25 protein-coding genes are annotated in these 26,662 nt (G+C 73.4%); 16 read left to right on the top strand and 9 right to left on the bottom strand.

Annotated features, from left to right (window positions below; all coding sequences use genetic code 11):
- Positions 1–19 precede the first annotated feature (19 nt).
- Positions 20–637, top strand: a complete 618-nt coding sequence (locus ABD401_RS02895) for a PH domain-containing protein (RefSeq protein WP_344601396.1) — start codon at positions 20–22, stop codon at positions 635–637.
- Positions 638–655: 18 nt separating this feature from the next.
- On the opposite strand, the gene ABD401_RS02890 is transcribed toward ABD401_RS02895, so the two are convergent.
- Together ABD401_RS02890 and ABD401_RS02885 are read right to left on the bottom strand one after the other, a co-directional pair.
- Positions 656–2,719: an acyltransferase family protein gene (locus tag ABD401_RS02890; RefSeq protein ID WP_344601394.1), complete on the bottom strand. Its 2,064-nt coding sequence runs from the start codon at positions 2,717–2,719 to the stop codon at positions 656–658.
- Positions 2,716–3,111, bottom strand: a complete 396-nt coding sequence (locus ABD401_RS02885) for a hypothetical protein (RefSeq protein ID WP_344601392.1) — start codon at positions 3,109–3,111, stop codon at positions 2,716–2,718. The genes ABD401_RS02890 and ABD401_RS02885 overlap by 4 nt, the downstream gene beginning before the upstream one ends.
- A 116-nt stretch (positions 3,112–3,227) precedes the next feature.
- Here ABD401_RS02885 and ABD401_RS02880 point away from each other — a divergent pair, with 116 nt between their 5' ends.
- A complete protein-coding gene (locus tag ABD401_RS02880) occupies positions 3,228–5,822 on the top strand; it encodes a glycosyltransferase family 2 protein (RefSeq protein ID WP_344601390.1) in 2,595 nt (864 codons plus the stop codon).
- Here ABD401_RS02880 and ABD401_RS02875 read toward each other — a convergent pair.
- Positions 5,777–8,296, bottom strand: coding sequence for a glycosyltransferase (locus ABD401_RS02875; RefSeq protein ID WP_344601388.1), 2,520 nt, complete (start codon positions 8,294–8,296; stop codon positions 5,777–5,779). The two genes, ABD401_RS02880 and ABD401_RS02875, sit on opposite strands and share 46 nt — an antisense overlap.
- A gap of 37 nt (positions 8,297–8,333) precedes the next feature.
- Complete coding sequence (locus tag ABD401_RS02870) at positions 8,334–9,026, bottom strand: haloacid dehalogenase type II (protein WP_344601385.1); 693 nt, start codon at positions 9,024–9,026, stop codon at positions 8,334–8,336.
- Positions 9,027–9,117: 91 nt separating this feature from the next.
- On the opposite strand from ABD401_RS02870, the gene ABD401_RS02865 reads away from it, so the two are divergent.
- Together ABD401_RS02865 and ABD401_RS02860 are read left to right on the top strand one after the other, a co-directional pair.
- Positions 9,118–9,594, top strand: coding sequence for an ATP-binding protein (locus ABD401_RS02865; RefSeq protein WP_344601383.1), 477 nt, complete (start codon positions 9,118–9,120; stop codon positions 9,592–9,594).
- A 4-nt stretch (positions 9,595–9,598) separates the two neighbouring features.
- Entirely contained in the window at positions 9,599–11,650 is a 2,052-nt protein-coding gene (locus ABD401_RS02860) for a LuxR C-terminal-related transcriptional regulator (RefSeq protein ID WP_344601381.1), read from the top strand.
- Positions 11,651–11,678: 28 nt separating this feature from the next.
- Here the strand turns inward: ABD401_RS02860 and ABD401_RS02855 are convergent, their stop codons facing one another.
- From ABD401_RS02855 to ABD401_RS02845, 3 genes are all read right to left on the bottom strand, one after another.
- Positions 11,679–11,954, bottom strand: coding sequence for a DUF4242 domain-containing protein (locus ABD401_RS02855; RefSeq protein WP_344601378.1), 276 nt, complete (start codon positions 11,952–11,954; stop codon positions 11,679–11,681).
- 144 nt (positions 11,955–12,098) lie between these two features.
- Positions 12,099–12,353 carry an acyl-CoA carboxylase subunit epsilon gene (locus ABD401_RS02850; RefSeq protein ID WP_344601376.1) on the bottom strand — a complete coding sequence of 85 codons (255 nt, stop codon included), beginning with the start codon at positions 12,351–12,353 and terminating at the stop codon, positions 12,099–12,101.
- The gene (locus ABD401_RS02845) at positions 12,350–13,873 is read right to left on the bottom strand and encodes an acyl-CoA carboxylase subunit beta (RefSeq protein ID WP_344601479.1); all 1,524 of its coding nucleotides are present in this window, start codon (positions 13,871–13,873) and stop codon (positions 12,350–12,352) included. The genes ABD401_RS02850 and ABD401_RS02845 overlap by 4 nt, the downstream gene beginning before the upstream one ends.
- A gap of 154 nt (positions 13,874–14,027) precedes the next feature.
- Here ABD401_RS02845 and ABD401_RS02840 point away from each other — a divergent pair, with 154 nt between their 5' ends.
- The 7 genes from ABD401_RS02840 (at position 14,028) to ABD401_RS02810 (ending at position 21,471) form a co-directional block, all read left to right on the top strand.
- Complete coding sequence (locus ABD401_RS02840; RefSeq protein WP_344601373.1) at positions 14,028–14,837, top strand: biotin--[acetyl-CoA-carboxylase] ligase; 810 nt, start codon at positions 14,028–14,030, stop codon at positions 14,835–14,837.
- On the top strand, positions 14,837–15,436 hold the full coding sequence (locus ABD401_RS02835; RefSeq protein ID WP_344601371.1) for a PH domain-containing protein: 600 nt from the start codon (positions 14,837–14,839) through the stop codon (positions 15,434–15,436). Before ABD401_RS02840 ends, ABD401_RS02835 begins: the two co-directional genes overlap by 1 nt.
- Before the next feature lie 182 nt (positions 15,437–15,618).
- On the top strand, positions 15,619–16,290 hold the full coding sequence (locus ABD401_RS02830) for a response regulator transcription factor (RefSeq protein ID WP_028984801.1): 672 nt from the start codon (positions 15,619–15,621) through the stop codon (positions 16,288–16,290).
- A 60-nt stretch (positions 16,291–16,350) separates the two neighbouring features.
- Positions 16,351–17,613, top strand: a complete 1,263-nt coding sequence (locus tag ABD401_RS02825) for an ATP-binding protein (protein ID WP_344601367.1) — start codon at positions 16,351–16,353, stop codon at positions 17,611–17,613.
- Between the two features lie 31 nt (positions 17,614–17,644).
- On the top strand, positions 17,645–19,342 hold the full coding sequence (locus ABD401_RS02820; protein ID WP_344601365.1) for a BNR-4 repeat-containing protein: 1,698 nt from the start codon (positions 17,645–17,647) through the stop codon (positions 19,340–19,342).
- Between the two features lie 66 nt (positions 19,343–19,408).
- Positions 19,409–21,124, top strand: coding sequence for a BNR-4 repeat-containing protein (locus tag ABD401_RS02815; protein ID WP_344601363.1), 1,716 nt, complete (start codon positions 19,409–19,411; stop codon positions 21,122–21,124).
- 35 nt (positions 21,125–21,159) lie between these two features.
- A complete protein-coding gene (locus ABD401_RS02810) occupies positions 21,160–21,471 on the top strand; it encodes a hypothetical protein (protein WP_344601361.1) in 312 nt (103 codons plus the stop codon).
- A gap of 11 nt (positions 21,472–21,482) precedes the next feature.
- Here ABD401_RS02810 and folP read toward each other — a convergent pair whose 3' ends face one another.
- Positions 21,483–22,295 (bottom strand): dihydropteroate synthase, encoded by an 813-nt coding sequence (folP, locus tag ABD401_RS02805; protein ID WP_344601478.1) that lies wholly within the window; start codon positions 22,293–22,295, stop codon positions 21,483–21,485.
- A gap of 143 nt (positions 22,296–22,438) precedes the next feature.
- Between folP and ABD401_RS02800 the strand changes: the two genes are divergently transcribed.
- From ABD401_RS02800 to ABD401_RS02790, 3 genes are read left to right on the top strand one after another with little or no spacing between them, the layout of a single operon-like run.
- Positions 22,439–22,765, top strand: coding sequence for a DivIVA domain-containing protein (locus ABD401_RS02800; RefSeq protein ID WP_344601359.1), 327 nt, complete (start codon positions 22,439–22,441; stop codon positions 22,763–22,765).
- Positions 22,766–23,221, top strand: coding sequence for an SRPBCC family protein (locus tag ABD401_RS02795; protein WP_344601357.1), 456 nt, complete (start codon positions 22,766–22,768; stop codon positions 23,219–23,221).
- The gene (locus ABD401_RS02790) at positions 23,218–23,790 is read left to right on the top strand and encodes a DNA-3-methyladenine glycosylase I (RefSeq protein ID WP_344601355.1); all 573 of its coding nucleotides are present in this window, start codon (positions 23,218–23,220) and stop codon (positions 23,788–23,790) included. The genes ABD401_RS02795 and ABD401_RS02790 overlap by 4 nt, the downstream gene beginning before the upstream one ends.
- A 17-nt stretch (positions 23,791–23,807) precedes the next feature.
- On the opposite strand, the gene ABD401_RS02785 is transcribed toward ABD401_RS02790, so the two are convergent.
- Complete coding sequence (locus ABD401_RS02785; protein WP_344601353.1) at positions 23,808–24,590, bottom strand: enoyl-CoA hydratase-related protein; 783 nt, start codon at positions 24,588–24,590, stop codon at positions 23,808–23,810.
- A gap of 230 nt (positions 24,591–24,820) precedes the next feature.
- Here ABD401_RS02785 and ABD401_RS02780 point away from each other — a divergent pair, with 230 nt between their 5' ends.
- Together ABD401_RS02780 and ABD401_RS02775 are read left to right on the top strand one after the other, a co-directional pair.
- On the top strand, positions 24,821–24,988 hold the full coding sequence (locus ABD401_RS02780; RefSeq protein ID WP_019875696.1) for a DUF3117 domain-containing protein: 168 nt from the start codon (positions 24,821–24,823) through the stop codon (positions 24,986–24,988).
- A 39-nt stretch (positions 24,989–25,027) separates the two neighbouring features.
- Positions 25,028–26,578, top strand: a complete 1,551-nt coding sequence (locus tag ABD401_RS02775; protein ID WP_344601350.1) for a leucyl aminopeptidase — start codon at positions 25,028–25,030, stop codon at positions 26,576–26,578.
- Positions 26,579–26,662: the final 84 nt, after the last annotated feature.

Below are 26,662 nucleotides of genomic sequence, written 5' to 3'. Positions count from 1 at the left end.
GCGCAGTAGGTTCTGCTCCATGGGATACCCGAAGCGGCTTCTGCTGGACGGCGAGGAGATCGTCCTCGACCTGCGTCCGCACTGGTGGTTCTTGTCCAAGCACATCGCGGTCGGGGTACCCGTGGTCGCGTTCGGGGTCTTCGCCCTGACGCTGGACGGGGACACCGGCACGGTCGTCGGTTGGCTCGCGGCCGTGCTGTTCGTGGTCTGGCTGCTCTGGTTCACCGCCCGCCTGCTGCAGTGGCTGAGCACCCACTTCGTCCTCACCACGGAGCGGCTGATCTACCGCAAGGGCCTGGTCGCCAAGCACGGCCGGGACGTCCCGCTGAACCGGGTCAACAACATCGACATGAGCCAGACGGTGTTCGAGCGGATCCTGCGCTCGGGCGACCTGCTCATCGAGTCCGCGGGGGAGAGCGGGCAGCAGCGGTTCACCGACATCAAGCGCCCCGAGTACGTGCAGCGCGAGATCAACCGCGCCGTCGAGGCCAACGACGTCCGGGAGCGCACCGGCGGGATGCCGGCCGCGCCGTCGGTGCCGAGTCAGATCGCCGAACTCGCGGCACTTCGCGACCAGGGCGTGATCTCCGAGGCCGAGTTCCAGGCGAAGAAGGCGGAACTGCTCAACCGGATGTGACGCTCACTCAAATTCGGTTCACGGGGCCGGGGTCGGGGTGGGGAGCTGGACCGCGGGGAGCGGGACCCCGGCCGACTTGAGCGCGACGCCGAGCACCGGGGCGAGTTCCTTCACGAAGGTCGCCGTCAGGTGGGAGCCCTGCCGGTAGACGAGCACGTCGCCGATGACCGGCGGGCAGATCGGCGCGGGGCAGATGTCCGCGGTCAGGTCGATGAAGGCCGGGTCGGACTGCGGACCGGCCACGGCCTCGCGCAGCAGGGGAGCGGCGCTGTTGGCCACCGCCGGGTCGCGCTCGAACTCGCACGTCGACCAGTCCGACCGGTTCTCGGCGACGCACTGCCAGACCGTGAACGGGGGCGAGGGCGTGTCCGCGAGGACGACGACGCGGATCCCCGCGGCCTCCAGCCGGGCCCAGGTCGAGTCGAGTCCGTCACGCATGGTGGTCCGCCGGGCCTCCGGCGTCGGGCCGGCCGCGGTGGGGATCCGCTGCGAGGTCAGGACGAAGTCGGGCTTGGCCGGACCGGTGAGCTCGGTCAGGACGTTGCCGACCCACTCACGGCAGCTCGTGTAGAGCCCCTCGTTGCCGTTGGTGTCGACGTCGGCGGGGGCGCACGCGGACTTCGTGTAGGTCACGACGCGCAGGTCGTTGCGGGGCAGCAGCGCCTGCAGGGCCGGCACCCACTGGGCGATCTTCGAGTCGCCGAACACCGCGATCGTGGTCGTCGCGTCCGCGGGGCCGTACTCGCAGGTGACGACCTCGGCGGAGACCTGGTTCTGCTGGCAGCCCTTGGCGTAGAGGTCCGGCACGTCGCGTTCCGCGCGCACCGGGTTCGGGCGGAGATTGCCGCCGGTACCCCCGACGACCGCCGCGAGGGCGAGCCCGCCGACCGCGGCCGCGACGGTGACGTTCAGGCCGACGCCGAGGGCGAGCTTCGGCCGGGCCGACAGGACGCGGCTGTGCCGGACCGGGTTCTCCACCAGCTTGTGGGTGATCCACGCGGGCACGGCGCTGATCGCCACGACCACGAGCCCCTGCTTGGTGGAGATGCCGTCGTAGTGCTCGTCGGCGAGGACCAGCAACGGCCAGTGCCACAGGTAGAGCGAGTACGAGAGCCCGCCGATCCAGCACATCGGCTTGGTGCCGAGCACGACGGCAGGTCCGGCGCGGCCGACGGCCGGGCCGGCGGCGATGACCGCCGCGGTGCCCAGGACGGGCAGCGCCGCGCGCCAACCGGGCCACGGCATGGTCTCCTCGACGACGAAGCCGGCGGCCACGACCGCGACCAGGCCGCCCCAGCCGAGCACGAGGGCCACCAGGCGCGGGATGCGCGGGAGCACCCCGACGGCGACGGCGACCAGGCCGCCCACCGCGAGCTCCCACATCCGGGTCGGGGTCACGAAGAACGCACGGGCGGGGTTGGCGTCGGTCTCGGAGAGCGAGTACCAGAACGAGGAGACCGCGATGCCGATCAGGCCGATCGTCAGCAGCCGCCGGCCGTGGCCGAACCGGCGGGCCAGCAGCGCGACGACGACCAGCAGCACCGGCCAGACGATGTAGAACTGCTCCTCGACCGCGAGCGACCAGAAGTGCTGGACGGGGGAGGGCGCGACGTCCTCGGCGAGATAGTCGACGGACCGGTCCGCCAGCCGCCAGTTCACGAAGTAGAACGCGGCGGCCACGATGTCGCCGCCGGTGACGTCCCAGCGGTACTCGGGCAGGACCAGGCGCGCCCCGATCGCGGTGACGACCAGCACGATGCAGGCGGCGGGCAGCAGACGCTTGGCGCGGCGGGCGTAGAACTCGACGAGCGAGACGGTGCCGCGACGGTCGAACTCGGCGAGCAGCAGACTCGTGATGAGGAAGCCGGAGATGACGAAGAAGACGTCGACGCCGACGAAGCCGCCGGACAGTTCGGACAGCCCCGCGTGGTAGATCAGGACCAGGCCGACCGCGATCGCGCGCAGCCCCTCGACGTCCGCCCGGAAGCGCGAGCCGCCGTGCGGTCGGTCCGCGGTCCCCGAGAGACCCTTGGTGGTGGGCTTGCTCGCCCGGTGCCGCGGACCCGCGACCTCGTCCGTCACGCCCGGGCCGCTTCTTCCGGCTCCTCGGCCCGCGCCGCGGCGCCCGGACGGCCGGCGACCAGTTCGGCGTAGCGGTCGAGCGACTCGAGTCGTGAGGTCTCGACGGCGGCGAGCACCCGGCGCAGGGTGTGCTCCATCCGGACGGCCGGGTCCGGCTCGGCGTCCTTGATGCGCTGCACCCGCTCCAGCTGGGCGATGCGGAAGCGCGTGTCGACGACCAGCAGCACGGCGATCCAGGCCAGCACGGTGAGCCCGACGATCGTCCAGCGGTAGTGCTCGGCGAGGGCGGCGGCCGCGGTCAGGCCGGCCAGCACCGTGGCCACGGCCATCACGGGCGCCTGGGCCCGCGGGCCGCCCAGGGCCCGGCCCAGTCCCATCACCTTGGCGCGCATCGAGAATCCCTCACCCCTGCTGCGAAGATACTCTGTCGATCATCGGTGTCGATCATTGTCGACCGTTCCACTGCGGTACCGCACCCGGTACCGAACCGTTGCCGGAGTCGCCCACTTTGTTCTCCCCGCCGCCGGAGCCCCCGCCCGCGCAGATGCGCGTCCAGCCCCGGCGATTCGTCCCGGATTGGGGGCCCGACGGCGAGCAGCTCGTCGGCGACTACGTCGAGCTGGGCAACTCGGTCAGCAACATCGCGATGGAGCGCGGGTCGCTGTACGCGAAGAGCTTCTCCGCCCGCCACCTCCTGCTGCGCAACGCGGCCGGCCCGGGGCTGACCTACACCGAGCTGATCGAGCACCTGCGGGCGCACGACGTCGACGACCGTCGGCTCGGGACCGGGCTGCCGCCGCTGGCCGAGCGCCCGGCGATCCAGCTCGCGCGGGTGATCGGGCTGCAGGGGCTCGAGGCGGAGGACGAGGCGCTCGCCGCCCGGCTGCTCACCGTCGTCAGCCGCCAGCACTCCGTCGAGCGCTGGCACGAGGACCACCGCAAGACCTACGCGCACTTCCTCTACGCCGCCGGCTTCCACGCCGAGCTCGCGCGGCTGCTGCCGCGGCTGAACCTGCCGCCGCGGGTGCTGTTCCCGATCCAGGCCGACCTCGCGAACCCCTACGCCTCCAAGGTCGCGAAGAGCGAGGCGGACTGGCTCGCCACGATCGCGCGGATCTTCGACGGCACCGGGCTGGAGACCATCACCTTCGCCCCGGAGGGCGCCACGGTCTTCGACCGCATGCGGTGCGAGGGTGTCACCGACGAGGTCGACGGCCCGCTGATCAGCGTCATGATGAGCAGCTGGCGGCCCGACGCGGCGCTGATCACCTCGGCCCGCTCGGTGCTGGAGCAGACCTGGCGCAACGTGGAACTGCTCGTCATCGACGACGCCTCGCCGCCGGAGTTCGACGCGGTCCTCGAGCAGGTCGCGGCGCTGGACCCGGAGCGGGTGCGCGTCGTGAAGCAGCCGGTCAACGGCGGGACCTACCTGGCGCGCAACACGGCCCTCGACCTCGCCCGCGGTGAGTTCATCTCCGGTCAGGACGCCGACGACTGGTCGCACCCGCGCCGGCTGGAGGTCCAGGTCCGGCCGCTGCTGAAGAACCGGTCGGTCCGCGCGACCCGCGGCCGGTCCCTGCGCGTCAGCGACGACTTCGTCTTCAACCAGCCCGGTTACGACCCGATCCTGTTCATCGCGCCGTTTCTGATGACCCGTCGGGAGGACGTGCGCCGGTACTGCGGCTACTACGACCACGCACGCAAGGCCGCCGACAACGAGTTCCTCAAGCGGCTCGTGCTCGGCGCCCCCGACGGTCTCGTCGACGTCGACTACCCGCTGGCCTGCCAGCGTGTGGGCCACGGATCCCTGTCACGGTCGGAGTTCTCCGCGGGCTGGCAGCACGCGGCGCGGACCACGTACCAGGCCTCCTACAACCATTGGCACGCCAAGCTCCTGCGCACCGGTGCCGACCGCCGGCTGCCGAAGGTGCAGACGAAGCGGCCGTTCCCCGCGCCGCTGCGGTTCGTCACCGGGATCCCGGGTGCCACGCTTCCGCCGAACCGCTACGACGTCGTGGTCGCGGGGGACTGGGTGACGCCGGACTCCACACCGCGGATCCTGCTGGACGAGCTGCGCAGTCTGCGCGGGCGCGGCCTGCGGCTCGGGGTCCTGCCGCTGGACACGATGTTCCCGCCGAGCACCAAGCGCCTCCCGTTCTCCACGGACCTGCTCGACCTGATCGACCGCGGCGAGGCGGACTTCGTGCTCGCCGACCAGGGCGCCCAGATCGGCCTGCTGCTCGTGCACGGCGCGCCTGTCCTGCAGTTCCCCACGAGCGCGCCGACCGACATCGGTGTCGGCCGCGTGGCGGTGCTCGCCGACCGGCCGCCGGTCAGCGAGGGCCGGCGGGTCTACACGGTCCCGATCACCGAGCGGTCGGTGACCGACCTGTTCGGCGTGGAGCCGGTCTGGGTGCCGCAGGGTCCGGCGGTCCGCGCCGAACTCGCCGGGCTGGTGGACGCGGACCGGCTCTGGGACCTTGACGCCCCGCCGGTCGTGGACGTCGACTCCTGGGCCGTCGCCCGCAGCCCGCTGCGCGACCGCCGGCCCGTGATCGGTGCGATGACCCGCGACACCGTGGCGGCCTGGCGCGCCCGTGCGGCCGACCTGCGCGCGACCTACCCGGCGCCGGGCGCGGGTGTGGAGGTCGACGTCCGCCTGCGGCGGGTGATCGTCACCTCGACCGGCCTGCTGACGCACGACGGCCTCCCGCAGGAGTGGATGTCGTTCTCCGAGGACGACATCGACGTCCGGCCCTTCCTCGCCTCGCTCGACTTCTACGTCCCGCCGGCGAACGAGGCGGTGACGCTGGAGACCGAGCGCGCGATCCGCGAGGCGCTGGCAACCGGCGCGGTCGCCGTCCTGCCCGAGCAGTTCCGGCCCGGCTTCGGTGACGCCGCCTGCTACGCCCCCGGGGGGTCGGCGGGTGAGGTCGTCGCCGAGCTCTGGGCGGACCCGGCGCGCTATGACGCGCAGTCTGCGCGCGGCGTCGCCTTCGTCCGGGAGCGGTTCGGGGCGGCGGCCTTCGCCGAGCTCGTCGACGGGTTACGCGGGGCTCACGCCCTCGCAGGCGCCAGCAACGCGCGGACCGCCGCGACGTAGGCGGGTGGGCCGAACCGGTCCAGCAGCGCGACCTTCGCCTCCGCGACCCGGGCGGCCAGGGCCACCGGGTCGGCGGCCCAGCGGCGCACGGTGGCGCGCACCTGGTCCGGCGTCGCGTACTCGGCGATCGGGCCGAACGTCGGCTCGAGCTCCGGCGAGAGCACAGCCAGGCACCCCAGCGCGACGGCGTCGAGGACGCTGCGCGCCGTCTGCGCGGTGAGCGCCGGTGCCGCGTGCACGTAGAAGTCGAGGCCGCGCAGGAACGGCTGCACGGCGATCTCGTCGCGCGTGAACACCACCCACCGCGGCGGGACCCGACCGACGAGCTTCGCGACGGCGTCGGCGTTCCCGCGGATGCGCACGTCGAACTCGTCGTCGCGCGGGTAGGCGGCCAGCAGGTCGGCGCGTTGCTCCGGCCACTCGCCGGTGGGGTCGGGGTTCCAGCCCAGCACGGGGCGGAGGTTGCGCCGGGCCGGGCGCGGCAGCACGGCCCGCGACGGGTCCACCGCCCAGCCGAGGTCGCGCGGCTCCAACCGCTCGACGTCGACGTGCGGCGCCAGCGCCACCCGGACGCGCGGGTCGATCGGTGCCCACGTCGGGGTGACGCCGAACCGGTCGCGGACCGCGGCCGTGCACGCGGGGACGAGGTAGCGCAGCCCGGTGACCGGGTCGTGCGGCGGTTCGTCGGCGACGATGACGACACGGTCGACGTCGAGGTCGGCCGGCACCGTCGGCAGGAAGGGCAGGGCCGCGGTGCAGCGGACCAGCAGCAGGCCGGCGGACAGGCCCGAGTCGAGCTGCACGAGGTCGAGGGCGCCGGCGGCCGCGAGGTCGAGCAGGTCGCCCAACGAGTCGCGCGGCGCCTCCGCGGCGGGCGCCACCGGTTCGACGTGCGCGACGCCGACCCGCAGGCCGCCGGCCACCAGGGCCCGGGCCTCGTCGAGCAGCGCCGGCGACGGTCCGCCCCGGCTCTGCCACTCGCCGAGGATCACGACGTCGTACCGGTCCGGGGGCTCGGGTGCGTTCGGGATGCCGCGGCAGAACGCGGCGGGTGCCGGGAACGGCCGGGTGGCCGGCTCGCGGGGCAGCCGCGCGGGTTCGCCTACGGCCAGCTGCCGGTGCCAGTGCCCGTAGTGCAGGCGGTAATCCCGGCGCGCCTCGGCCAGCCAGCCGACGGTGAACTCGCCGGCCGAGAGCGTGCTCGACCCGACGCGGACGAACGAGAGCGGCGCGTCGAGGTCGAGGACCGACTCGGGGTGCCCGTGGGTGAGCCGCAGCAGGTACTCGGTGTCCGCGGCCTTGCGCACGCGGTCGAAGTAGCCGGCGGTGGCCAGTGCCTCCGCCCGTCCGAACATCAGCGAGGACCCGGCTGCCGACCGAGGCTCCTGGCCCGGCCGGGTGAACCCGACGTGCGGCGAGACGCGGAAGCACTGGGTGCGCGTGCCCCGCAGGCTCGCGTCGCCGAGCAGCGGGGCGATCTGCCACTCGATCCGGCGGGGGTGCGACCAGTCGTCGTCGTCCTGGCCGGTGACGTAGTCGCCCCGCGCCTCGTCGAGCCCGGCGTTGCGGGCGACGTACGTGCCGCCGTTGACCGGCAGGCGGATCACCCGCACCCGGGGGTCGAGCCCGGCGCACTCCTCGAGCACCGGGTCGAACTCGGCGGGTGACGCGTCGTCGACGACGAGCAGTTCGAGGTCGGCCCAGGTCTGGTTCAGGATCGACCGCGCCGAGGACAACAGCTCCGGCCCGGGGCGGAAGCAGGTGAGGATGACGCTCACCAGCGGGCCGGAGACGGTGCCGGCCGGGAGGTCGCACGTCAGCCGGTCGAACCGGGTCGCCCCGTCGCCCCCGAGCCGGACGGGTTCCAGGCGGGCGGCGGCGAAGATCTCCCGCACGGTGGCGTGCCACGCGGCGTCGTCCCCGGTGCGGGAGATGGCGGGGTTGCGCAGGTCGGCGGTCAGCGCGAGGCGCTGCGCCGGCGTGAGCGCCCGGAAGCTCTTGAGCGCGCGGCGCAGGGTGTCGTGCGCCCCGGCCGTGAACAGCTGCTGGGCGGCGAAGTTCTGGTGCTCGGGCGTGATGGCGTCCGCGCCCGACTGCTCCCACAGCGCGCCGAGGAGCCGCGCCGACATCAGGGCGTCGTCCGGTTCGAGGTGCTGCAGGCCCACGACGCGGGCGAGGGCGTAGGTCCACCGCGGCACCAGCCGGGGGAGCCCGTCGGCGAGGTCGCGGGACCCGATCGCGGCGCGGCGCAGGTGCCCGACGAGGCCGTCGTAGCTCAGCTTCCCGCCGGTCGCGCGGCCGGCGAACAGGTGGCGCATCTCGTAGTTGCGGATGCGCAGGGCCTGCCGCTCCAGCGTCGTCGGACCGAGCGCGTCGAGGCGCCGGGAGACGTCGGCGAGGAAGCGCTCGCCCTCCGGCCCCCACTCGGCCGGGCTGCGGCGCGCCGGCCGCCGTGAGCGCCCCACGTCCCCCATGCGCCGCAGCCTAGGGCGTCGGCATGACGCGTGTGCGTCAGTCCGATGACGGCAGTTCCGCCAGCCCGCGGGCGACCGCCACGAGGTCGTCCCCGCGGACGTCGGCGGGGGCGAAGATCTCGTCGTAGCCGCCCTCGGCCCGGGCGACCCAGCCGGCCATCAACCCGGCGCGTTTGGCACCGTGGCAGTCCCAGGCGTGGCAGGCGACCAGGCAGACCCGCTCGGGCGGCAGCTTCAGCTCCGACGCGGCGTGGAGGTACACCTTCGCCGGCGGCTTCCAGGACTGGAGCTCCGAGGTCGTCATCACCTTCTCGACCAGGGGGTCCAGCCCGTTGCGGGCGAGGAACGCCTCCACCACCTCGGGCGCGCCGTTGGTCAGGCACGTCACCCGGATGCCGGCCTCGTTCAGGACCCGCATGGCCGGCTCGACGTCGGGGTGCGCCGGGAGCTCGCGCATTCCCGAGACGACGTAGTCGACCTGATCCGGCGTCAGCGAGTGCCGCGCAATGGTGCGCACCGCCGCCGCGGCGGCGACGGGGAACGGGACGTAGTCCCCGGTCACGTTCAGCCCGACGCCGTAGAGCAGGGTCCGGGGGAAGAACTCCCGCACGCTGTGGGCCGGCAGGCCCACCTTCTCGAATCGCTCCCCGAGCGGTTCGAGGGCGATCAGGGTCTCGACGACGTCGAACGCGACGGCGGCGGGGCGGGACGGTCCGGGCGCAGCGGTCATGGGGCCGGAGCCTAGTTCGGCCGGCACCGGTGGACATGTCGCCGAAAGTTGGCGACTGCCGTACGGGGAGGCGCGGCCGTACGCTGAGCCGGTGCGGCTCCTGGAGCGCGAGCACCCCCTCGACGTGCTCACCGAACGGGCCCGGCGTGCGGTGGCGGGCGACGGCAGTCTGGTGCTGCTGGCGGGCGAGCCGGGCATCGGGAAGACGGTGCTGCTCCGAGCGTTCGCGAGCGCCCTGCGCGAGCCGCCGTTGTGGGGCATGTGCGACGCGCTCAGCACCCCGCGTCCGCTGGGTCCGCTGCGGGACGTCGCCGTCGACCTGGGCGCGCCGCTGCCCGACCTGCTCCGGGAGGGCGCCCCGCAGCACGAGGTCTTCGCGGCCGTCCTCGCGGCGCTCCGGGACCGCCCGCGGACGCTGATCGTCGAGGACCTGCACTGGGCGGACGAGGCCACCGCGGACCTGGTGCGCTTTCTCGCCCGCCGGATCGCGGGCACGCCGTCCCTGATGGTCGTGAGCTACCGCGGACGCGGTCGGTCCGGACCACCCGCTCGGGCCGGTCCTCGGTGACCTCGTGACGGTCCCGGACACACGGCGGCTGCAGCTGGCCCCGTTGAGCCTCGCCGCGGTCACCGAGCTGCTCGACGGCCGCGGTCCGGACCCCGCCGACGTGCACCGGCGCACGGGGGGCAACCCGTTCTTCGTCTCCCAGATCGCGACCGACCCGTCCTCGCCGATCCCCGACAGCGTCCGCGACGCGGTGCTGGCCCGGGCCGCGACGCTGCCGGGTCCGGCCCGGCGGTCGCTGGAGCTGCTCTCGTGCGCGCCGGACGGGGTGGGCGCCGACCTGCTCGCGGCGCTCGGCGTGGGGTCGGACGTGGTCGAGGCGCTGATCGCCACCGGCCTCGTCGACCCGCGCGGCACGGGCGTCGCCTTCCGGCACGAGATCGCCCGCTCGACGGTGCTCGCGGCGGCCGCGCCGGGCGTCGAGCCGGGGCTCCATGCCGCCATGGTGTCGGCGCTGGAGGAGCTCGGGGCCGAGTCGGCGGTGCTGGCCCACCACGCCGCCGCGGCGGGGGACGTCGAGCGCGTGCGGACCTACGCGCCCGTCGCCGCCGCCGAGTCCGCGCGCTCCGGCGCGCATCGGGAGGCCGTCGCCTGGTACGAACTGACGCTGTCTCAGGGCGGGGTGGACACCGCTCGCCGGGCGGAGCTGCTGGAGGCGCTCGCCGACGAGCTCTACTTCACCGAGCGGCTCGATCGCGCGATCGCCGTGCGCGCCGAGGCGCTCGAACTGCGCCGGGCGCTCGCCGACGACGTGGCGGTCGGCAGTGCGCACCGCATCCTGTCGGCGTTCTCCTGGTACGCCGCCGACTCCTCGGCCGCCGCCCGGCACGAGCGGGAGTCGATGGCGATCCTCGAGCGGGCGGGGGACCAGCGTGAGTTCGGATTCGCGCTCGCCAACTCCGCCTACCTCGCCGTGCACCGCGGCGAGACGGAGGCCGCGCTGACGGCGGGGACGCGCGCGCAGGACATCGCGGACGCGCTCGGCGCGGACCCGGTGCTCCGGGGCAACGCCGGTGTCGGCCTCGGGGTGGCCCGGCTGCTGGGCGGCGATCCCGGCGGCCGCGCGGACCTCTTCGCGGCCCGGGACGCCGGGCTCCAGGGTCGCCGGGACGAGCTCGCCACCGGCGCGATGAGCAACCTCGCGCACATGGACGTCGAGCAGGGTCGGTGGGCCGACGCCGAGGCCGTCCTCGCCGAGGCGATCCCGTTCAGCGAGGAACGGGCGATCACGATCTGCTCGATGTGGCAGCGGGGGACCCGGGCCCGCCTCTACCTGCTCCAGGGCCGCTGGGCCGAGGCCGAGCGGGACGCTCACGCCGTGCTCGCGACCGGCGACCTGCCGCTGGGCCGGTTCTGGGCCCACCTGGTGCTCGGTCTGCTGGCCGCGCGCCGGGAGGCATCGCCGGTGAACCCGCAGCTGGACGAGCTCTGGGCGCTCGCCGACCGGTTCGGCCAGGCCGACAAGTGGATGATCGCGGCCGGGGCGCTGGCCGAGCAGGCCTGGCTCACCCGGGTCCCCGACCCGCGGCTGGAACAGGACGCCATCGCCGCCCTGGCCGCGGCGAGCCTGCCCGGTCGGGAGCACACCGAGCGTTCGTTCCGCTGGTGGATGTGGCGGCTGGCCGCCGACGGGGTGCAGCCGGAGGCGGACCGCGTCCGGCCGGAGCCGCTGCCGTCGCACGGACCGCAGCCCTACGAGGAAGCCCTCGCCGGGTGGGACGACGGGTCGCCTCCCGCCCTGCTGGCGGCGCTCGCCACGCTGGACGAGCTGGGCGCCCGTGGGGTCGCGGCCCGGTTCCGGGCCCGGCTGCGGGAGGCCGGGGTCAGCGGTGTCCCGCGTGGGGCCTCACCCGCGACGCGGGAGAACCCGATTGGTCTGACGTCACGTCAGCTTGAGGTGCTCGCGCTGCTCGCCGAGGGGCTGAGCAACGCGGACATCGCCGCCCGGCTGGTGATCTCCCCGAAGACCGCCGACCACCACGTGTCGGCGATCCTCGGGAAGCTCGACGTGCGCTCGCGGGGTGAGGCCGCCGCGGCGGCCCGCAAGCTCGGCCTGTAGGTCACGCTGCCGGCGGGGTTCGCGGCGGTCAGGAGTCGGCGGTCTCCGGGCCGAAGACCGCGACGATCGGGTTCGCCATGTCCACCGGGAAACCGCCGCGACGGCCGTGCTCCAGCACGGTCTCGACGTCGTCGGTCTCGTGGACGCAGTAGATCTTGTCGCCGGCGACGTAGCTGTGCTTCCAGGTGTAGGCGACCCCGAGGCCGTCGACGACCTTGTTCGAGTTGCAGGAGATGTCGCGAAGCTGGGCGGCGGTGAGCTGGGAGGCGCCGGGGACAGTCCGCTCGATCAGGAAGGTGGCCATTTGCGCTGTGCTCCTTGGGTTGGTGTCGGGTCGTGCTGACACCACCGAAGCTACGAACGCCGGCCCTGCCCCCGCGTCGGCGGAATTCCCCATCTCAGGGCCGCCGACTCCCTATCTCCGGCTGTCTCGGGTTGCCGCGGGTGCTCAGCTCCGCCAGGCCGAGGCGCGCCAGGCGCCGGGGCCGTGGGGGAGCGGGTGCCGGACCAGGCGGGTCCGGTCGGTCCACGCGTTCGGCTCCGGCGCGGGCTCCTCCGCCGGAGCGGCGGCCCGGGCGGAGACGACCGCGATCAGCGCGGCGAGCTCGGCGTCGTCCGGCTCGCCGCGGACCACCCGCAGCAACGGCCGCTGCGGGGTCTCGTCCTGCTGGTCCTTCGGCTGGTCCTTCTGCTGGTCCGTCACAGCGGGATGTTCCCGTGCTTCTTCGGCGGCAGCGTCTCGCGCTTGTCCTTGAGCGCCCGCAGGGCCTTGATGACCTGGACGCGGGTCTGCGACGGGGGGATCACCGAGTCCACGTACCCGCGGCTGGCTGCGATGTACGGGTTGGCGAGGGTGTCCTCGTACTCGGTGATGAGCTCCTGGCGGCGGGCGTCCGGGTCCTCGGCGGCCGCGAGTTCCTTGCGGTACAGGATGTTCACCGCACCCTGCGCGCCCATGACGGCGATCTGCGCGGTCGGCCACGCGAAGTTCAGGTCCGCACCGAGGTGCTTGGAGCCCATGACGTCGTAGGCGCCGCCGTAGGCCTTGCGCGTGATGACCGTGACCTTCGGGACCGTGGCCTCGACGTAGGCGTAGATGAGCTTCGCGCCGCGGCGGATGATGCCGTCCCACTCCTGGCCGGTGCCGGGGAGGAAGCCCGGGACGTCGACGAAGGTGAGGATCGGGACGTTGAACGCGTCGCAGGTCCGCACGAAGCGCGCGGCCTTCTCGGAGGCGTCGATGTCGAGGCAGCCGGCGAACTGCATCGGCTGGTTCGCGACGATGCCGACGCTGCGGCCGTCGACGCGACCGAAGCCGACGATGATGTTCGGCGCGAACATCGGCTGGACCTCGAGGAACTCGCCGTCGTCGAGGACCTTCTCGATGACGGTGTGCATGTCGTAGGGCGTGTTCGCCGAGTCCGGGATGATCGTGTCGAGCGTCAGATCGTCCTCGTTGATCTCCAGGTCCGCGTCCGACGCGTAGGCCGGCGGGTCCGAGAGGTTGTTGCTCGGCAGGTAGCTCAGGAGCGCCTTGACGTACTCGAGCGCGTCCTCCTCGTCGGCGCCCATGTAGTGGGCGTTGCCGCTCTTGGTGTTGTGGGCGCGCGCGCCGCCGAGGTCCTCGAAGGAGACCTCCTCACCGGTGACGGTCTTGATGACCTCCGGGCCGGTGATGAACATGTGCGAGGTCTGGTCGACCATCACGATGAAGTCGGTCAGCGCGGGGGAGTAGACGTGCCCACCGGCGCAGGTGCCCATGATCAGCGAGATCTGGGGGACGACGCCCGAGGCGTGCGCATTGCGCTTGAAGATCTCGCCGTAGAGACCGAGCGAGACCACACCCTCCTGGATGCGGGCGCCGGCGCCCTCGTTGATGCCGATGATCGGGCACCCGGTCTTGATCGCCAGGTCCATGACCTTGCAGATCTTCTCGCCGTAGACCTCGCCGAGCGACCCGCCGAAGATGGCGAAGTCCTGGCTGAAGACGCAGACCTGACGGCCGTCGATCGTGCCGTAGCCGGTGACGACGCCGTCGCCGTAGGGGCGGGTCTTCTCCAGCCCGAACGCGGTGGACCGGTGCCGCGCGAACTCGTCCATCTCGACGAACGAGCCCTCGTCGAGGAGGGCGGCGATCCGCTCGCGGGCGGTCATCTTGCCCTTGGCGTGCTGCTTCTCCACCGCCCGGGCGGAAGCCGCGTGGATGGCCTCCTCCTCGCGCATCGCGAGGTCGGCGAGTTTGCCCGCCGTGGTGTGGATGTCGATCGCGTTCGTGTGGTCCTCAGGGGGAGACGCGGGGAGGTCGGTCTCCAGTGCGGGTTCAGCAGCCATGCGCGGCACTCTATTTGGCGGCCTCTCCAGCCCTAATGTGGAGGTCGTGACCGAGCCCCTGGGACAACCTCTGGACGCCGACCTGCTGCGCGCCGCCCTGCCCGCCGGGCCCTGGGAGGTCGTGGTCGTGCCCGAGACCGGCTCGACGAACGCGGACGTACGCGCCGCCGCCGTCGAGGGGCGGGCCCGGCCCGGCCACGTCTGTGTCGCAGAACACCAGACCGCCGGCCGCGGCCGCCTGGACCGCACGTGGAGCGCGGCGCCGGGGGAGGCGCTGACCTTCTCGGTGCTCGTGCACCCGGAGGGGGTGCCGGCCGAGCGCTGGGCCTGGTTGCCGCTGCTGACGGGGGTGGCCGTGACCGACGCCATCCACGGGCTGCGGCTCAAGTGGCCCAACGACGTCCTCGACGCCGCGGGCGGCAAGCTCGCCGGCATCCTCGTCGAGCGCGTCGACACCCCGGGCGGCCCGATGGCGGTGATCGGCATCGGACTCAACGTCACCGGGGCTCCGGACATCCCGGGTGCGTCCTCGCTCGCCCGTGCCGGTGGTGACGACCTGGACCGGACGACGCTGCTCGCGGTCGTGCTCCGCGCGCTCGGCGCCCGCTTCGAGGCCTGGCACGCGGCCGGCGGCGACGCGACGGCGTGCGGCCTGGCCGCCGACTACCGGGCGGTGTGCGCGACCCTCGGCGCCGACGTCCGGGCCGAACTGCCGGGCGGGAACGTCCTGGTCGGCCGCGGCGAGGACGTCGACCCCGACGGCTCGCTCGTGATCGCGACCGAGAACGGCCCGGCCCGGGTCGCGGCCGGCGACGTCACCCACGTGCGGGCGGCCGGCGCCCGGGAGCCCGGCTGATGTTGCGCCGTCGGGAACGGATCCCGCTGCTCGAGGGCGAGAAGCTGGTCTTCGAGCTCCGTGAGCACTGCTTCACGCTGGTCTGGCCCGTGATCATCCTGATCGCGACGACCGGCATCTCCGCGTTCCTCGCCGGCACCGTCCCGGACACCGGGGCGCGGACGACCCTGCGGTTGATCATCGGCGCCACGGCCGGGGCGATCGTCCTGCGCTGGTCGGTCTGGCCGTTCCTGAGCTGGTACGCCCACAGCTGGGTGCTCACCTCACGGCGCCTGCTGGTCCGCCACGGGGTCTTCTCCCGCCGGGGCCTGGACGTGCCGCTGGACCGCGTCATCGGGTCCTCGGCCAGTCGGACCCTCCTGCAGCGGATGTTCCGCAGCGGCCGGCTGACGATCTCCACCGCGAGCCCGGCCGGGGACCTCGTCATCGAGAACACCCCGATGCTGGCCGAGGTCCAGAAGGTCGTCGCGGCCGCCGTCGCCAACTCCGGGCCCCCGGCGATTCGTCCGTCCGGGTTGACCTCGCCGGCGTTTCCGCCGCCGAACCCGGCGTCGTCACACCAGCCATTCCCGCCTCAGCAGTTTCCGGCGAGCTCCTGAGCCCGGTCGACGCGCGGGGCGAACCGGGCATCCGGTCCAAGATCGCCCGCTTGACCGACGCCTTGACCGGTCGTTGAGACGGCCGGCGGCGTCCTGACCGCCCGTCCCGGACAAAGCGCCACGAAAACCGCTGGTCGTGGCGTTGCCGGTTTCCGAGGGGCTTTGCGCTTTACCATTCGGTCATGACTCGTCTGTTGCTCGCCGAGGATGACGTCGCGATCTCGGAGCCGCTGGCCCGGGCGCTCCGGCGCGAGGGCTATGCGGTCGAGGTCCGCGCCGACGGGGTGCAGGCCCTCGAGCGTGCCCGCCAGGGCGGGATCGACCTCGTCGTCCTGGACATCGGGCTGCCCGGTCTGGACGGCCTCGAGGTCTGCCGCCGGCTGCGCGGCGACGGCCAGGTGATCCCCGTGCTCGTCCTCACCGCCCGCGCGGACGAGGTCGACACGGTCGTCGGCCTGGACGCGGGTGCGGACGACTACGTCACCAAGCCGTTCCGCCTGGCCGAGCTGCTGGCCCGCGTCCGCGCGCTGCTGCGCCGCGGCGCCCCGGAGGTCGGGCACGGCATCCGCGGCGTGCGCATCGACATCGAGTCCCACCGCGCCTGGATGGGCGACACCGAGCTCCAGCTCACCGCGAAGGAGTTCGACCTCCTCCGCGTGCTGATCCGCGACGCCGGCCGGGTCGTCACCCGCGACCAGCTGATGCGCGAGGTCTGGGACACCACCTGGTGGACGTCGACCAAGACCCTCGACATGCACATCTCCTGGCTGCGCAAGAAGCTCGGGGACGACGCCACGAACCCGCGGTACATCACCACGGTGCGTGGGGTCGGGTTCCGCTTCGAGCGCGAGTAGTTCCGGTGGCGGGCCGACCCATCCGGCCCGAGGTCGGTCGGGAGAAGGGGCGCTGCCGGCATGGGTAGGCGCCTTGTCCTGTCGACCCTGTCGGTCGTCATCGTGGTGGTGTTCCTCCTCGGGGTGCCGCTCGGTGTCGCGATGCGCAACGGCATCGAGAGCAGTGCCAACGACAGCCTGCGGGCCGAGGCGCAGCGCCTGCTGAACACCGTCGAGGTCCGGATCGAGCTCGGCGAGAAGGTCGACGCCTCCGCGCTCGCGCGCCTGGTGTCCCGGGACCGCAGCGCGACGGTGAAGCTGCCCGGCGGCGAGAACTTCCCGCTCGGGGGACCGGCCCCGGACGAGGGCAACCCGCTGCGCGTCGACATGACGGGGCAGCACGGCGAGCAGGTGACGGTGGTCGAGTCGCGCGGTCGCGTGACGCGTCAGATCCGCAAGGCGTGGCTGCTGATCCTCGTCGAGGCGTTCTTCGCGGTCGCGACCGCCGGGGCGCTCGCCGCGCTGCAGGCGCGTTCGCTCGCCCGCCCGCTGGTCGACCTGGCCGAGGCCGCCGAACGGTTCGGCTCCGGCGACCCGCGCCGGCGCCGGCACCGCCGCAGCTACGGACTGCCGGAGGTCGACCGCGTCGCTGACGTCCTCGAGCGCCGGGCCGAACGCATCTCCCGGATCCTCGCCGCCGAGCGGCAGTTCGCCGCGAACGCCTCCCACCAGCTCCGGACGCCGCTGACCGCGCTGTCCATGCGGCTGGAGGAGATCACCATGTCCGACGACATGGACGCGATGCGCGACGAGGCGACCGTCGCGCTCTCGCAGGTCGAGCGCCTCACCGAGGTCGTCGAGCAGCTGCTCGCGCAGAACCGCACCCCGACCGCGGTCGCGGCCGACGTCATCGACATCGACAAGATCGTGTCCCAGCAGCTCGACGAGTGGAGCGTCGCGTTCAGCAAGGCCGGACGCGGGCTGCAGCTGGTCGGGGTGCCGAATCTGACGGCCCGTGCGACTGCGGCGAACGTCTCGCAGATCCTCGCGACCCTGGTCGAGAACGCCCTGCACCACGGCGGCGGCACCGTGACGATCCGGACCCGCACCGTCGGCGGCTCGGTCGTCATCGAGGTCACCGACGAGGGCGGCGGTGTCTCCGACGCCCTCGGCCACCGCATCTTCGAGGCCGGCGTCTCCGGCGGCGAGAGCACCGGCCGCGGCCTCGCCCTCGCCCGTGACCTCGCCCGCGCCGACGGGGCCCGCCTCGAGCTCGTCCAGCAGCGGCCCGCCGTGTTCGCGCTCTTCCTCGCCGCCCCCGACTACCCCGACGTCATCGGCTGAGGCGCCCCCACCGGTGTGGTGCAATCGGCGCATGCTCTCGACGTTCCGGCCGGTGGCCGTCGCGCTCGCGGCGCTGCTGGTCGCCGGTGCCGGTGCCACGTCGGCACCGGCCTCCGCCGCCCGCTCCGGCGTCGGCGCCGAGGCCGAACCGGCCTGGGAGGACCCGCTCGAGACGCAGCCGCAGCCGGCCGTCTTCGACGACCTCGGGCCCGCCCCGCAGGCCTCCCCGTCGCGCACGACCGCCACCGGGCCCGGGGCATCCGCGAACGGACTGAAGATCACGCCGCTGCTGCGCAGTTCGGCGTGGTCCTGGTACCTCGACCCCCGCGTGATCGAGGACCGGGGCCGCACGACCTTCGGGGCCCTCGCCAACAACGGTGACCTGCAGGTGGTGCAGGTCGTCAACGCCAGCGGGCGACTGAGCCGGTTCACCATCGCGCGCAAGGTGAAGGTCGACGACCACAACTCCGCGGCGCTGCTGCGCACGGCGAGCGGCCGGTACGCCGCGTTGTGGTCGGGCCACGGCAAGACCCCGGCCTTCCTGCGCGTCTCGCGCAAGCCGAACAGCATCGACGACTGGGCGCCGCGGCGCGTGCTCACCGGCTCCGGCCTGGAGAAGGTGGGCGCCAGTTACGCGGTGCTGTTCCGGGTGCCGGAGCAGGCCGACCAGTACGTCGCGATCGTGCGCCGCAAGACCGACGCGCTCTGGGTCATGACGACGAGCCGCGACCTGCAGCACTGGAGCAAGGCCTTCCCGCTGGTCCGCGCGATCTACCCGATCGAGAAGCGGGAGCAGCCGTATCTGAAGTTCGCCTTCGACGGGACGACGCTGCACGTGCTCGGCTCGGACCGGCAGCCCGGCGTCTCCGGCCCGAACAAGCTCTACCACTTCAGCATCGGCGGCGGCGTGGTCCGTCGGACCGACGGCACCGTCGTCGACACCCTCGCCAACGTGCGGGCGGGCCGCCCGGTCGACCTGCGCAACACGACCCTGCTCTACGACGGGGCGGGCGCCGACGGACAGGTCCGGGTCTACGACATCGCCGTGCGGAACTCCGAACCGATCGTCGCGGTCACCTCGCTCGGCCGCTCGGACACGGCGCCCGCCTACAAGTGGGCGCGGTTCCGCAACGGGAAGTGGCAGCTGCGGACGCTCGTCCGGCAGTCGATCCGTCCCGAGGGCATGACGCTGGACACCGCGGACCCGCGCAACGTGTACCTCTCCTACGCGGCCCCCGGCCAGACCGGGCGGATCGTGCACCTGCGCACGCAGGACGACGGGCAGACCTGGAGCGTCCACGAGATCGGGGACACCCCCGGGTCCCGGACCCCGACGACCCCGGTCGGATCCGGCGGGCCGTTCCTCGCGATGTGGCTGCACGGCCGGTACACGAAGTGGAACAACTACGACACCACGGTGACGGGCCTGACCACCGGCCGCCGACCGGTCTACCTGACGGTGACCTGGCGACGGGCCCGCGACGGCGTGATGCGTGCCGTACTCGTCGCCCACCAGGGCTACACGACGGTCCCCGCGGACGGCGTCCCGGTGCAGTTGCGGGTGACCGCGGGCGGCCGGACGACGCTCCGCTCCGTCGGAACGACGAACCGGTCCGGTCGCCTCGTCGTGCGGTTGACCGGGGTGCGGGACGGCTCGACGGTCCGATTCGTCGTGCGGCCCACGGCGATCTGGGGCGCGGCCTCCACCTCGGCCCACCGCCTGCGCTGACCGGACCGGGTCGGTCCGCGGTGCCGAGCGCGGGCCGCAGGCTGGGCCCCTGTGGTCAAATCGACCATGACTTCGAGGCGACGCCGCACCGCCGTGCTCGCCGGCGTCCTGGCCGGCGTCCTCGTGGCGGGTGCGGGACCGGTGTTGACCCCCGCGTCGGCGGACGGAATACCCGGTCTCGACCTCGGCTCGGACTCAGAACCTGGCTGGGAGGAGCCGCTCGAGGAGGAGCGGCAGCCGGCCGTCTTCGACGACCTCGGCCCCGCCCCCGAGGAGTCACCCTCACGCGTTGCCGCCACCGGGCCGGGCGCCTCGCCGGCGGGCCCGAAGGTGGCGCCGCTGCTGCGGCGGTCGGCCTGGTCGTGGTACCTCGACCCGCGGGTGATCGAGGATCGCGGTCGCACCACCTTCGCCGCCCTGGCGAACAACGGTGATCTGCAAGTGGTGCAGATCGCGAACAGCAACGCGCGGCTGAGCCGGTTCACGATCGCGCGGAAGGTACCGGTCGACGACCACAACTCGCCGGCGCTGATGCGGACGGCGAGCGGGCGGTACGCGGCGCTGTGGTCCGGCCATGAGAAGACCCCCGCCTATCTGCGGGTCTCGCGCAATCCCGACAGCATCGACCAGTGGTCGCCGCGACGCCAGCTGACCGGTTCCGGCCTGGAGAACGAGGGCGCCAGCTACGCGGTCCTGTTCCGGGTGCCGCAGCAGACCGACCAGTACGTCGCGATCGTGCGTCGCAAGTCCGATCGCCTCTGGGTGATGACCACCAGTCGAGACCTGCGCCGGTGGAGCAAGGCGTTCCCGCTGGTGCGCACGATCTACCCGATCGAGCAGCGTGAGCAGCCGTATCTGAAGTTCACCTTCGACGGCACGACGTTGCACGTCCTGGGTTCGGACCGGCAGCCCGGATCGTCCGGCCCGAACAAGCTCTACCACTTCAGCATCGCCGACGGCGTCGTGCGCCGGACCGACGGTGTCGTGGTGGACACCCTCGCGAACATCAAGGCGGGCCGTCCCATCGACCTGCGGTCGACCTCCCTGCTGTACGACGGCGCCGGGGCGGACGGACAGGTACGTGTCTACGACGTCGCCGTCGTCAACGGCGAGCCCATCGCGGCCGTGACGTCCCTGGGTGGGAACGGGACGCAGCCCGCGTACAAGTGGGCGCGGTTCCGCAACGGGCAGTGGCAGCTGCGGACCCTCGTGCGCCAGGCGCGGTACCCCGAGGGCATGACGCTGGACACCGCCGATCCCCGCAACGTCTACCTGTCGTACGCCGCGCCGGGCGAGCGCACCGGACGGATCGTTCACCTGCGCACCCCGGACGACGGCGAGACCTGGACGCGCCACGAGATCGGGGACAGTCCCGGGTCACGCACCCCGACGACGCCGGTCGGGTCCGGTGGCCCGTGGCTGGCGATGTGGCTCCGCGGACCCTACGAGAGCCTCGCGAAGTACGACACCACCGTGACGGGCCTGACGACCGGGCGCCGGCCGGTGTACCTGACGCTGACGTGGCGGCGGACGCGCGCCGGTGCCCTGCGCGCGATCGTGCTGACCCGGCAGGGCTACACCTCGGTGCCCGCCGAGGGCGTACCGGTCTTCCTGCGCGTGGTCCGCAACGGGAAAACTCGACTCCGCCCGGTCGGAACGACCAACCGGTCGGGGAAGCTGACGGTCCGTCTGGACGGGCTTCGGCCGGGCGCTCGGGTCAACTTCGTGGTCCGGCCGAGCGGGGCGTGGGGCGCGGCGTCCACGAAGGTCGAGCGGCTGTAGCGGACGGGCGCGAAGCCCGGGGGTGGGAGAACGCAGTGTCCGAGGTCGTGGTGCGGGGTGTCCGGTTGCCGGTGCGGACGCCGGTGGCCGCGGCGCTGCACCGGCGCGTGATGGAGCTGACCCAGGACCCAACGGACGCGGCGGTGCTGTCCCGTCCGGGGGCGCTGATGTCGTTGTCGTTCGACGAGCTCGAGCCCGAGCAGGCGGCGCGGATCGGGCGGGCGATGGTCGTCGCCGCCGCGGAGGTCCGGCGCCCCTACAGCGTCCCCGGGGCACCGCCGGCGGACGTCGAGGTCGCGGCCCAGCTGGCCGCGGTCGGCATGCTCCTGCAGCGCACGTTCGGCTGACCGGCCGGCGCTCAGGCCAGTCCGCGCCGGGCGACGGCGGGGGGCCGGGTGCCGAGGAGCGAGGCGGTCATGTCCAGCACCTGCCGGGTGGCGGCGGCGTCGTGGGCGCGAAAGACCTGCGCGCCGAGCCAGGCGCTGATCGCGGTCGTCGCGAGGGTGCCGTTGAGGCGGTCGTCGGGCGGCAGGTTCAGCGTCTCGCCGACGAAGTCCTTGCGGGAGAGCGAGACGAGCACCGGCCACCCGGTCGCGACCATCTCCGGCAGCCGGCGGGTGACCTCGAGCGAGTGCCGGGTGTTCTTGCCGAAGTCGTGGCCGGGGTCGATCAGCACCGACTCGCGGGCGACGCCGAGGGACACGGCCCGCTCGGCGAGGGCGAGCGTGCGCTCGAGGACGTCGGCCATGACGTCCGGGTAGGCGACGCGGTGCGGACGGGTGCGCGGCTCGGCGCCGCCGGCGTGGGTGCACACGATCCCGACGTCGTACTGCGCCGCCACCGCGGCGAGGTCCGGGTCGACCCCGCCCCAGGCGTCGTTGAGGACGTCGGCGCCGGCCTCGCAGACCGCGGCCCCGACCTCGGCGCGCCAGGTGTCGACGCTGATCGCGACCTGCGGCCAGCGCTCGCGCACCGCGGTGACGAACGGGACCACGCGCCGCAGCTCCTCGGCGGTGTCGACCTCGTCGCCCGGCCCGGCCTTCACCCCGCCGATGTCGATGATCCGCGCCCCGGCGTCGACGGCCCGCTCCACGGCGGCGAGCGCGGGCTCGTCGTCGAAGGTGGCGCCCTTGTCGTAGAACGAGTCCGGGGTCCGGTTCACGATCGCCATCACGGCGAGCTCGTCCGCGCCGAACGTGTGGCGACCGAGTCGGAAGGCGGTCACGGGCGGCTCCCTCGGGTGGGAAAGGGTGAGTGCGCTCGGCGGGTCCGTCGGGGTGCCGTGGCACGATCGCCGCGGCAGAGGGAGGCGCCGTGTTCTGGCTGATGGTCGTCGTCGTGGCGGTGGTCGTGTTCGGCACGGCCGCGGTCGCCGCGGGGGTGGGCGGGACGCTCGGCAGCGTCGCCCCGACCCCGCAGCCGCTCGCCGACGTCGAGGGTCCGGTCACGTCCACCGACCTGGCGGAGATCCGCTTCCCGGTCGTCGTCCGCGGCTACCGGATGGACGCCGTCGACGCCGTCCTCGACCGCCTCGCCGACGAGATCGCGACCCGGGACGCCCGGATCCGTGAGCTGGAAGCCGTCCAGGCGGGGAACGCCGCCGAATCCCGGGAAATCGCCGAACCCCGACCGGAGTCCTGAATGCGCCCGATCGAACTGAGCGTCGACATCGACCTGCCCGCCGAGCGGGTGTGGGCCGGCCTGGTCGACTGGGAGAGCCACGCGGAGTGGATGCCGCTCACGCACGTCGAGGTCGTGGGCGGCGGCGCCGGCCACGGTGAGGGCGAGAAGTTCATCGGCTGGACCGGCTTCCGGCCGCTGGCCATTGCCGACCGCATGACGATCACCCGCTGGGACCCGCCGCACCGGCTCGACGTGGTCAAGACCGGTCGGCTGCTCAAGGGCAACGCTTGGTTCGAGGTCCGGTCGCTGGGGGAGCGCCGCAGCCGCGTGGTGTGGTGCGAGGACCTGGTCCCGCCGTTCGGTGCGCCCGGGCGCCTGCTGACGCCGTTCCTGTCGATCGGGACCCGCGCGGTGATCGGCCTGGCCCTGAAGCGGTTCGCGCGCTTCGCCGTCTGCAGCGAGGCCGGCGCGTGAGCGGTGCGGTCGCCGGGCCGGACGGCCGCCGGCGGTGCCCGTGGGGGCTGTCGGCTCCGGACTACGTCGCCTACCACGACACCGAGTGGGGCCGCACCGTCCACGGGGACGACCGGCTCTACGAACGGCTGACACTCGAGGCCTTCCAGTCCGGTCTGTCGTGGCTGACGATCCTGCGCAAGCGCGAGAACTTCCGGGCGGCGTTCGCGAACTTCTCGATCCCCGCTGTCGCCGAGTTCTCCGAGGCCGACGTCGACCGCCTGCTCGCGGACCCGGGCATCGTACGCAACCGCGCGAAGGTACTCGCGGCCCTGCAGAACGCCCGCGCCGCGGCCGAGCTCGGGCCCGGCGGCCTGGACGAGCTGCTCTGGTCCTTCGCCCCGCCGCCGCGCCGGCGGCGCCTCGCCTCCATGGCCGACCTGCCCGCGGTGACGCCGGAGTCGACCGCCATGGCCAAGGCGCTGAAGAAGCGCGGCTTCGCCTTCGTCGGTCCGACGACCGCGTACGCCCTCATGCAGGCGACCGGCATGGTCGACGACCACCTGGCGGGGTGCGAGACCGCGCCCTGACCGGGGGCGGGCCGGTCTCAGCGCCCGGAGAACTCCGGCTTGCGCTTGTTGAGGAAGGCGTCGACCGCGTTCAGGTGGTCCTCGGCCCCGCCGGCCTCCTCGATCAGCTCGTGCTCCTTGGCCAGGACCTCGGCGAGGTCGTGGTCGTGGGCGTAGCGGAGGGCGCGGCGCATCAGGCCGTAGGCACGGGTGGGTCCGGCGGCCAGGCGCTCGGCCAGCGCGGTGACGGTCGGCATGAGGTCGTCGGGGGCGACGACCTGGGTGACCAGGCCGATCTCGAGGGCCTCGGGCGCCTTGACCGTCGGGTTGAGCAGGAGCAACTCGGTCGCCTTGTTCACCCCGACCAGGCGCGGCAGGTGCCAGGACATGCCGGTGTCGGGGCTGAGCGCGATGCCGGCGAAGGCGGTCGTAAAACTCGCCTTCTCCGAGGCGATCCGGAAGTCCGCCGCGAGCGCCAGGGACATCCCCGCCCCGGCCGCGGGCCCGTTGACCGCCGCGATCACGGGCTTGTCCATCTCGGCGAGGAGCCGCGCGATCGGCGCGTAGTGCTCCGGGACGACGGAGAATCGCTCCTTCGCCGACTTGGTCGAGTCGATCTCCGCGAGGTCCTGCCCGACGCAGAAGCCCCGGCCGGCGCCGGTCAGGACCACGGCGCGCACGGCGGGGTCCTCCGCGATCGACTTCAGCGCGTCGAGCAGCAGGAGCCGCGCCAGCAGGTTCAGCGAGTTGAAGCTCTCCGGCCGGTTCAGGGTGACGGTGGCGACACCGCCGTCGGTGGAGACCAGAACGGGATCGGACATCGAGCGCACCCCTGACAGACGTCGGTGTCGGACGGCGGAACGGCCCGAGCCTAGTGGCCCGGTGCGGGCCCGGATCGGGCTCGCGGAGGGCCCGGGGCGCGCCGGAGGGGGGTGAGCGCACCGGGTCGGTCGGTGCATCAGAGATAATGGAGATCAACGACGCGGCGTTTCATCGCCCGCGGGCTCGCCCGCCGGGCGGTCGACATCGACGAATACCTTGAGGAGCGAGCATGGCGGCCATGAAGCCACGGACCGGCGACGGCCCGTTGGAGGTCACCAAGGAGGGTCGCGGCATCGTCATGCGTGTCCCGCTGGAGGGTGGCGGCCGGCTGGTCGTCGAGCTGTCGGCCGACGAGGCCGGTGCCCTCGGTGAGGCCCTGAAGGGCGTCGTTTCCTAATCCGCTCGTCGCACCCGTCCGCGCGGCCGAAGGAGAACCATGGCCCGTCCGGCCGTGCACGTCGTTGTCGGTAAGCCCCTGGTCAGCGGGGGTGCCGACGTTCTTGCCGTCCCGATCTCGCAGGGTCCGGACGGCCCGGTCGCCGGCCCCGGCCTGGCGGCCGCCGGCTCCGCCCTCGGGCTCGACCTGCTGGCGCTCGCGCGCCGCGAGAAGGCCCGGGGCGACGCGGCGGAGATCGTCGCGATCCCGCTGACGGACCCGGCCGCCCCGGCCGAGCAGGTCCTGCTCGTCGGCACCGGGGACGGCAGCCCGACGGCGCTGCGCCGCGCCGGCGCCGCCCTGGCACGCCGCGTGCGGTCGCGGGAGCGCCTCGCCACCTCCGTCGTGGCCGGCGCGGGCCCGGACGGCGTCCGCGCCTTCACCGAGGGCCTGGTCCTGGGCTCGTACGCGTTCTCCCTGCGCGGGGACACGCCGAACGCGAACGGGGCGGCCCCGAAGCGTGACCACGTCGGCGCGGTCGACCTGCACGTCGACGGGCGCCGGGCCGGGGCCGCGGGCCCGGCCGTCGAGCGCGGCCTCCGCACCGCGGACGCGGTCTGCCTCGCGCGTGACCTCGCGAACACCCCGTCCGCCGAGAAGACCCCGGCGTGGCTCGCCGCCCAGGCGAAGAAGATGGCCGGCCGCGCGGGTCTCGACGTCGAGATCTGGGAGCCGGCCGACCTCGAGGCCGGCGGGTTCGGCGGCATCCTCGCGGTCGGGGCGGGCTCGTCCCGCGGGCCCCGGTTGATCCGCCTGGAGTACACGCCCGCGGACGCGCCGGCCGGTGCCGCGCTGCCGCACGTCGTCCTCGTCGGCAAGGGCATCACCTTCGACTCCGGCGGCCTGTCGCTCAAGCCCAGCGACGGCATGGTCGCCATGAAGGCCGACATGGCCGGCGGCGCCGCGGTGATCGGCGCGATGTCGGCGCTGCGGGCGCTCGGCGTCGGCGTCCGGGTCACCGGCCTGGTCGCGGCGGCCGAGAACCTCCCGTCCGGGTCGGCCTTCCGCCCCGGTGACGTCATCACCCACTACGGCGGCACGACCGTCGAGGTGCTCAACACCGACGCCGAGGGTCGGCTGGTCCTGGCCGACGCTCTGGCCTACGCCGACGCGAACCTCGACCCCGACGTGATCGTCGACCTCGCGACGCTCACCGGAGCCGCGACCCTCGCGCTGAGCCGTCGCATGGCGGCGCTGTTCACCCCCGACGACCGGCTCGCCAAGGCCCTGCTCGCCGCCTCCGACGCCGGGGGCGACCGCCTGTGGCGGATGCCGCTGGTCGACGAGTACCTACCGGCGCTGGACTCGCCGGTCGCCGACCTCGCCCACGTCCCCCACCAGCAGCACCGCAAGGTGCAGGGCGGGGCGATCACCGCGGCGCTGTTCCTGCGGGAGTTCGTCGGCCGGCGCCCGTGGGCCCACATCGACATGGCCGGCCCCGGCAAGATCGACGGCGACGAGCACGAGAACACCAAGGGCGGCACCGGCTACGGCGTCCGGCTCCTGCTCCGCTGGCTCGAGGCGTACCCCGCGAAGGCTCGCACGCGCTAGGTGCTGCTCATTCCCGAAAGCGCACTACGCCACGTCTGAACGCAAAATGCGTGTGTCGTACTGCGCTTTCGGGGGTCGAAGGCA

Source organism: Sporichthya brevicatena, from assembly GCF_039525035.1.
Classification (GTDB): Bacteria; Actinomycetota; Actinomycetes; order Sporichthyales; family Sporichthyaceae; genus Sporichthya; species Sporichthya brevicatena.
This window is presented reverse-complemented; position numbering and strand designations above follow the sequence as displayed.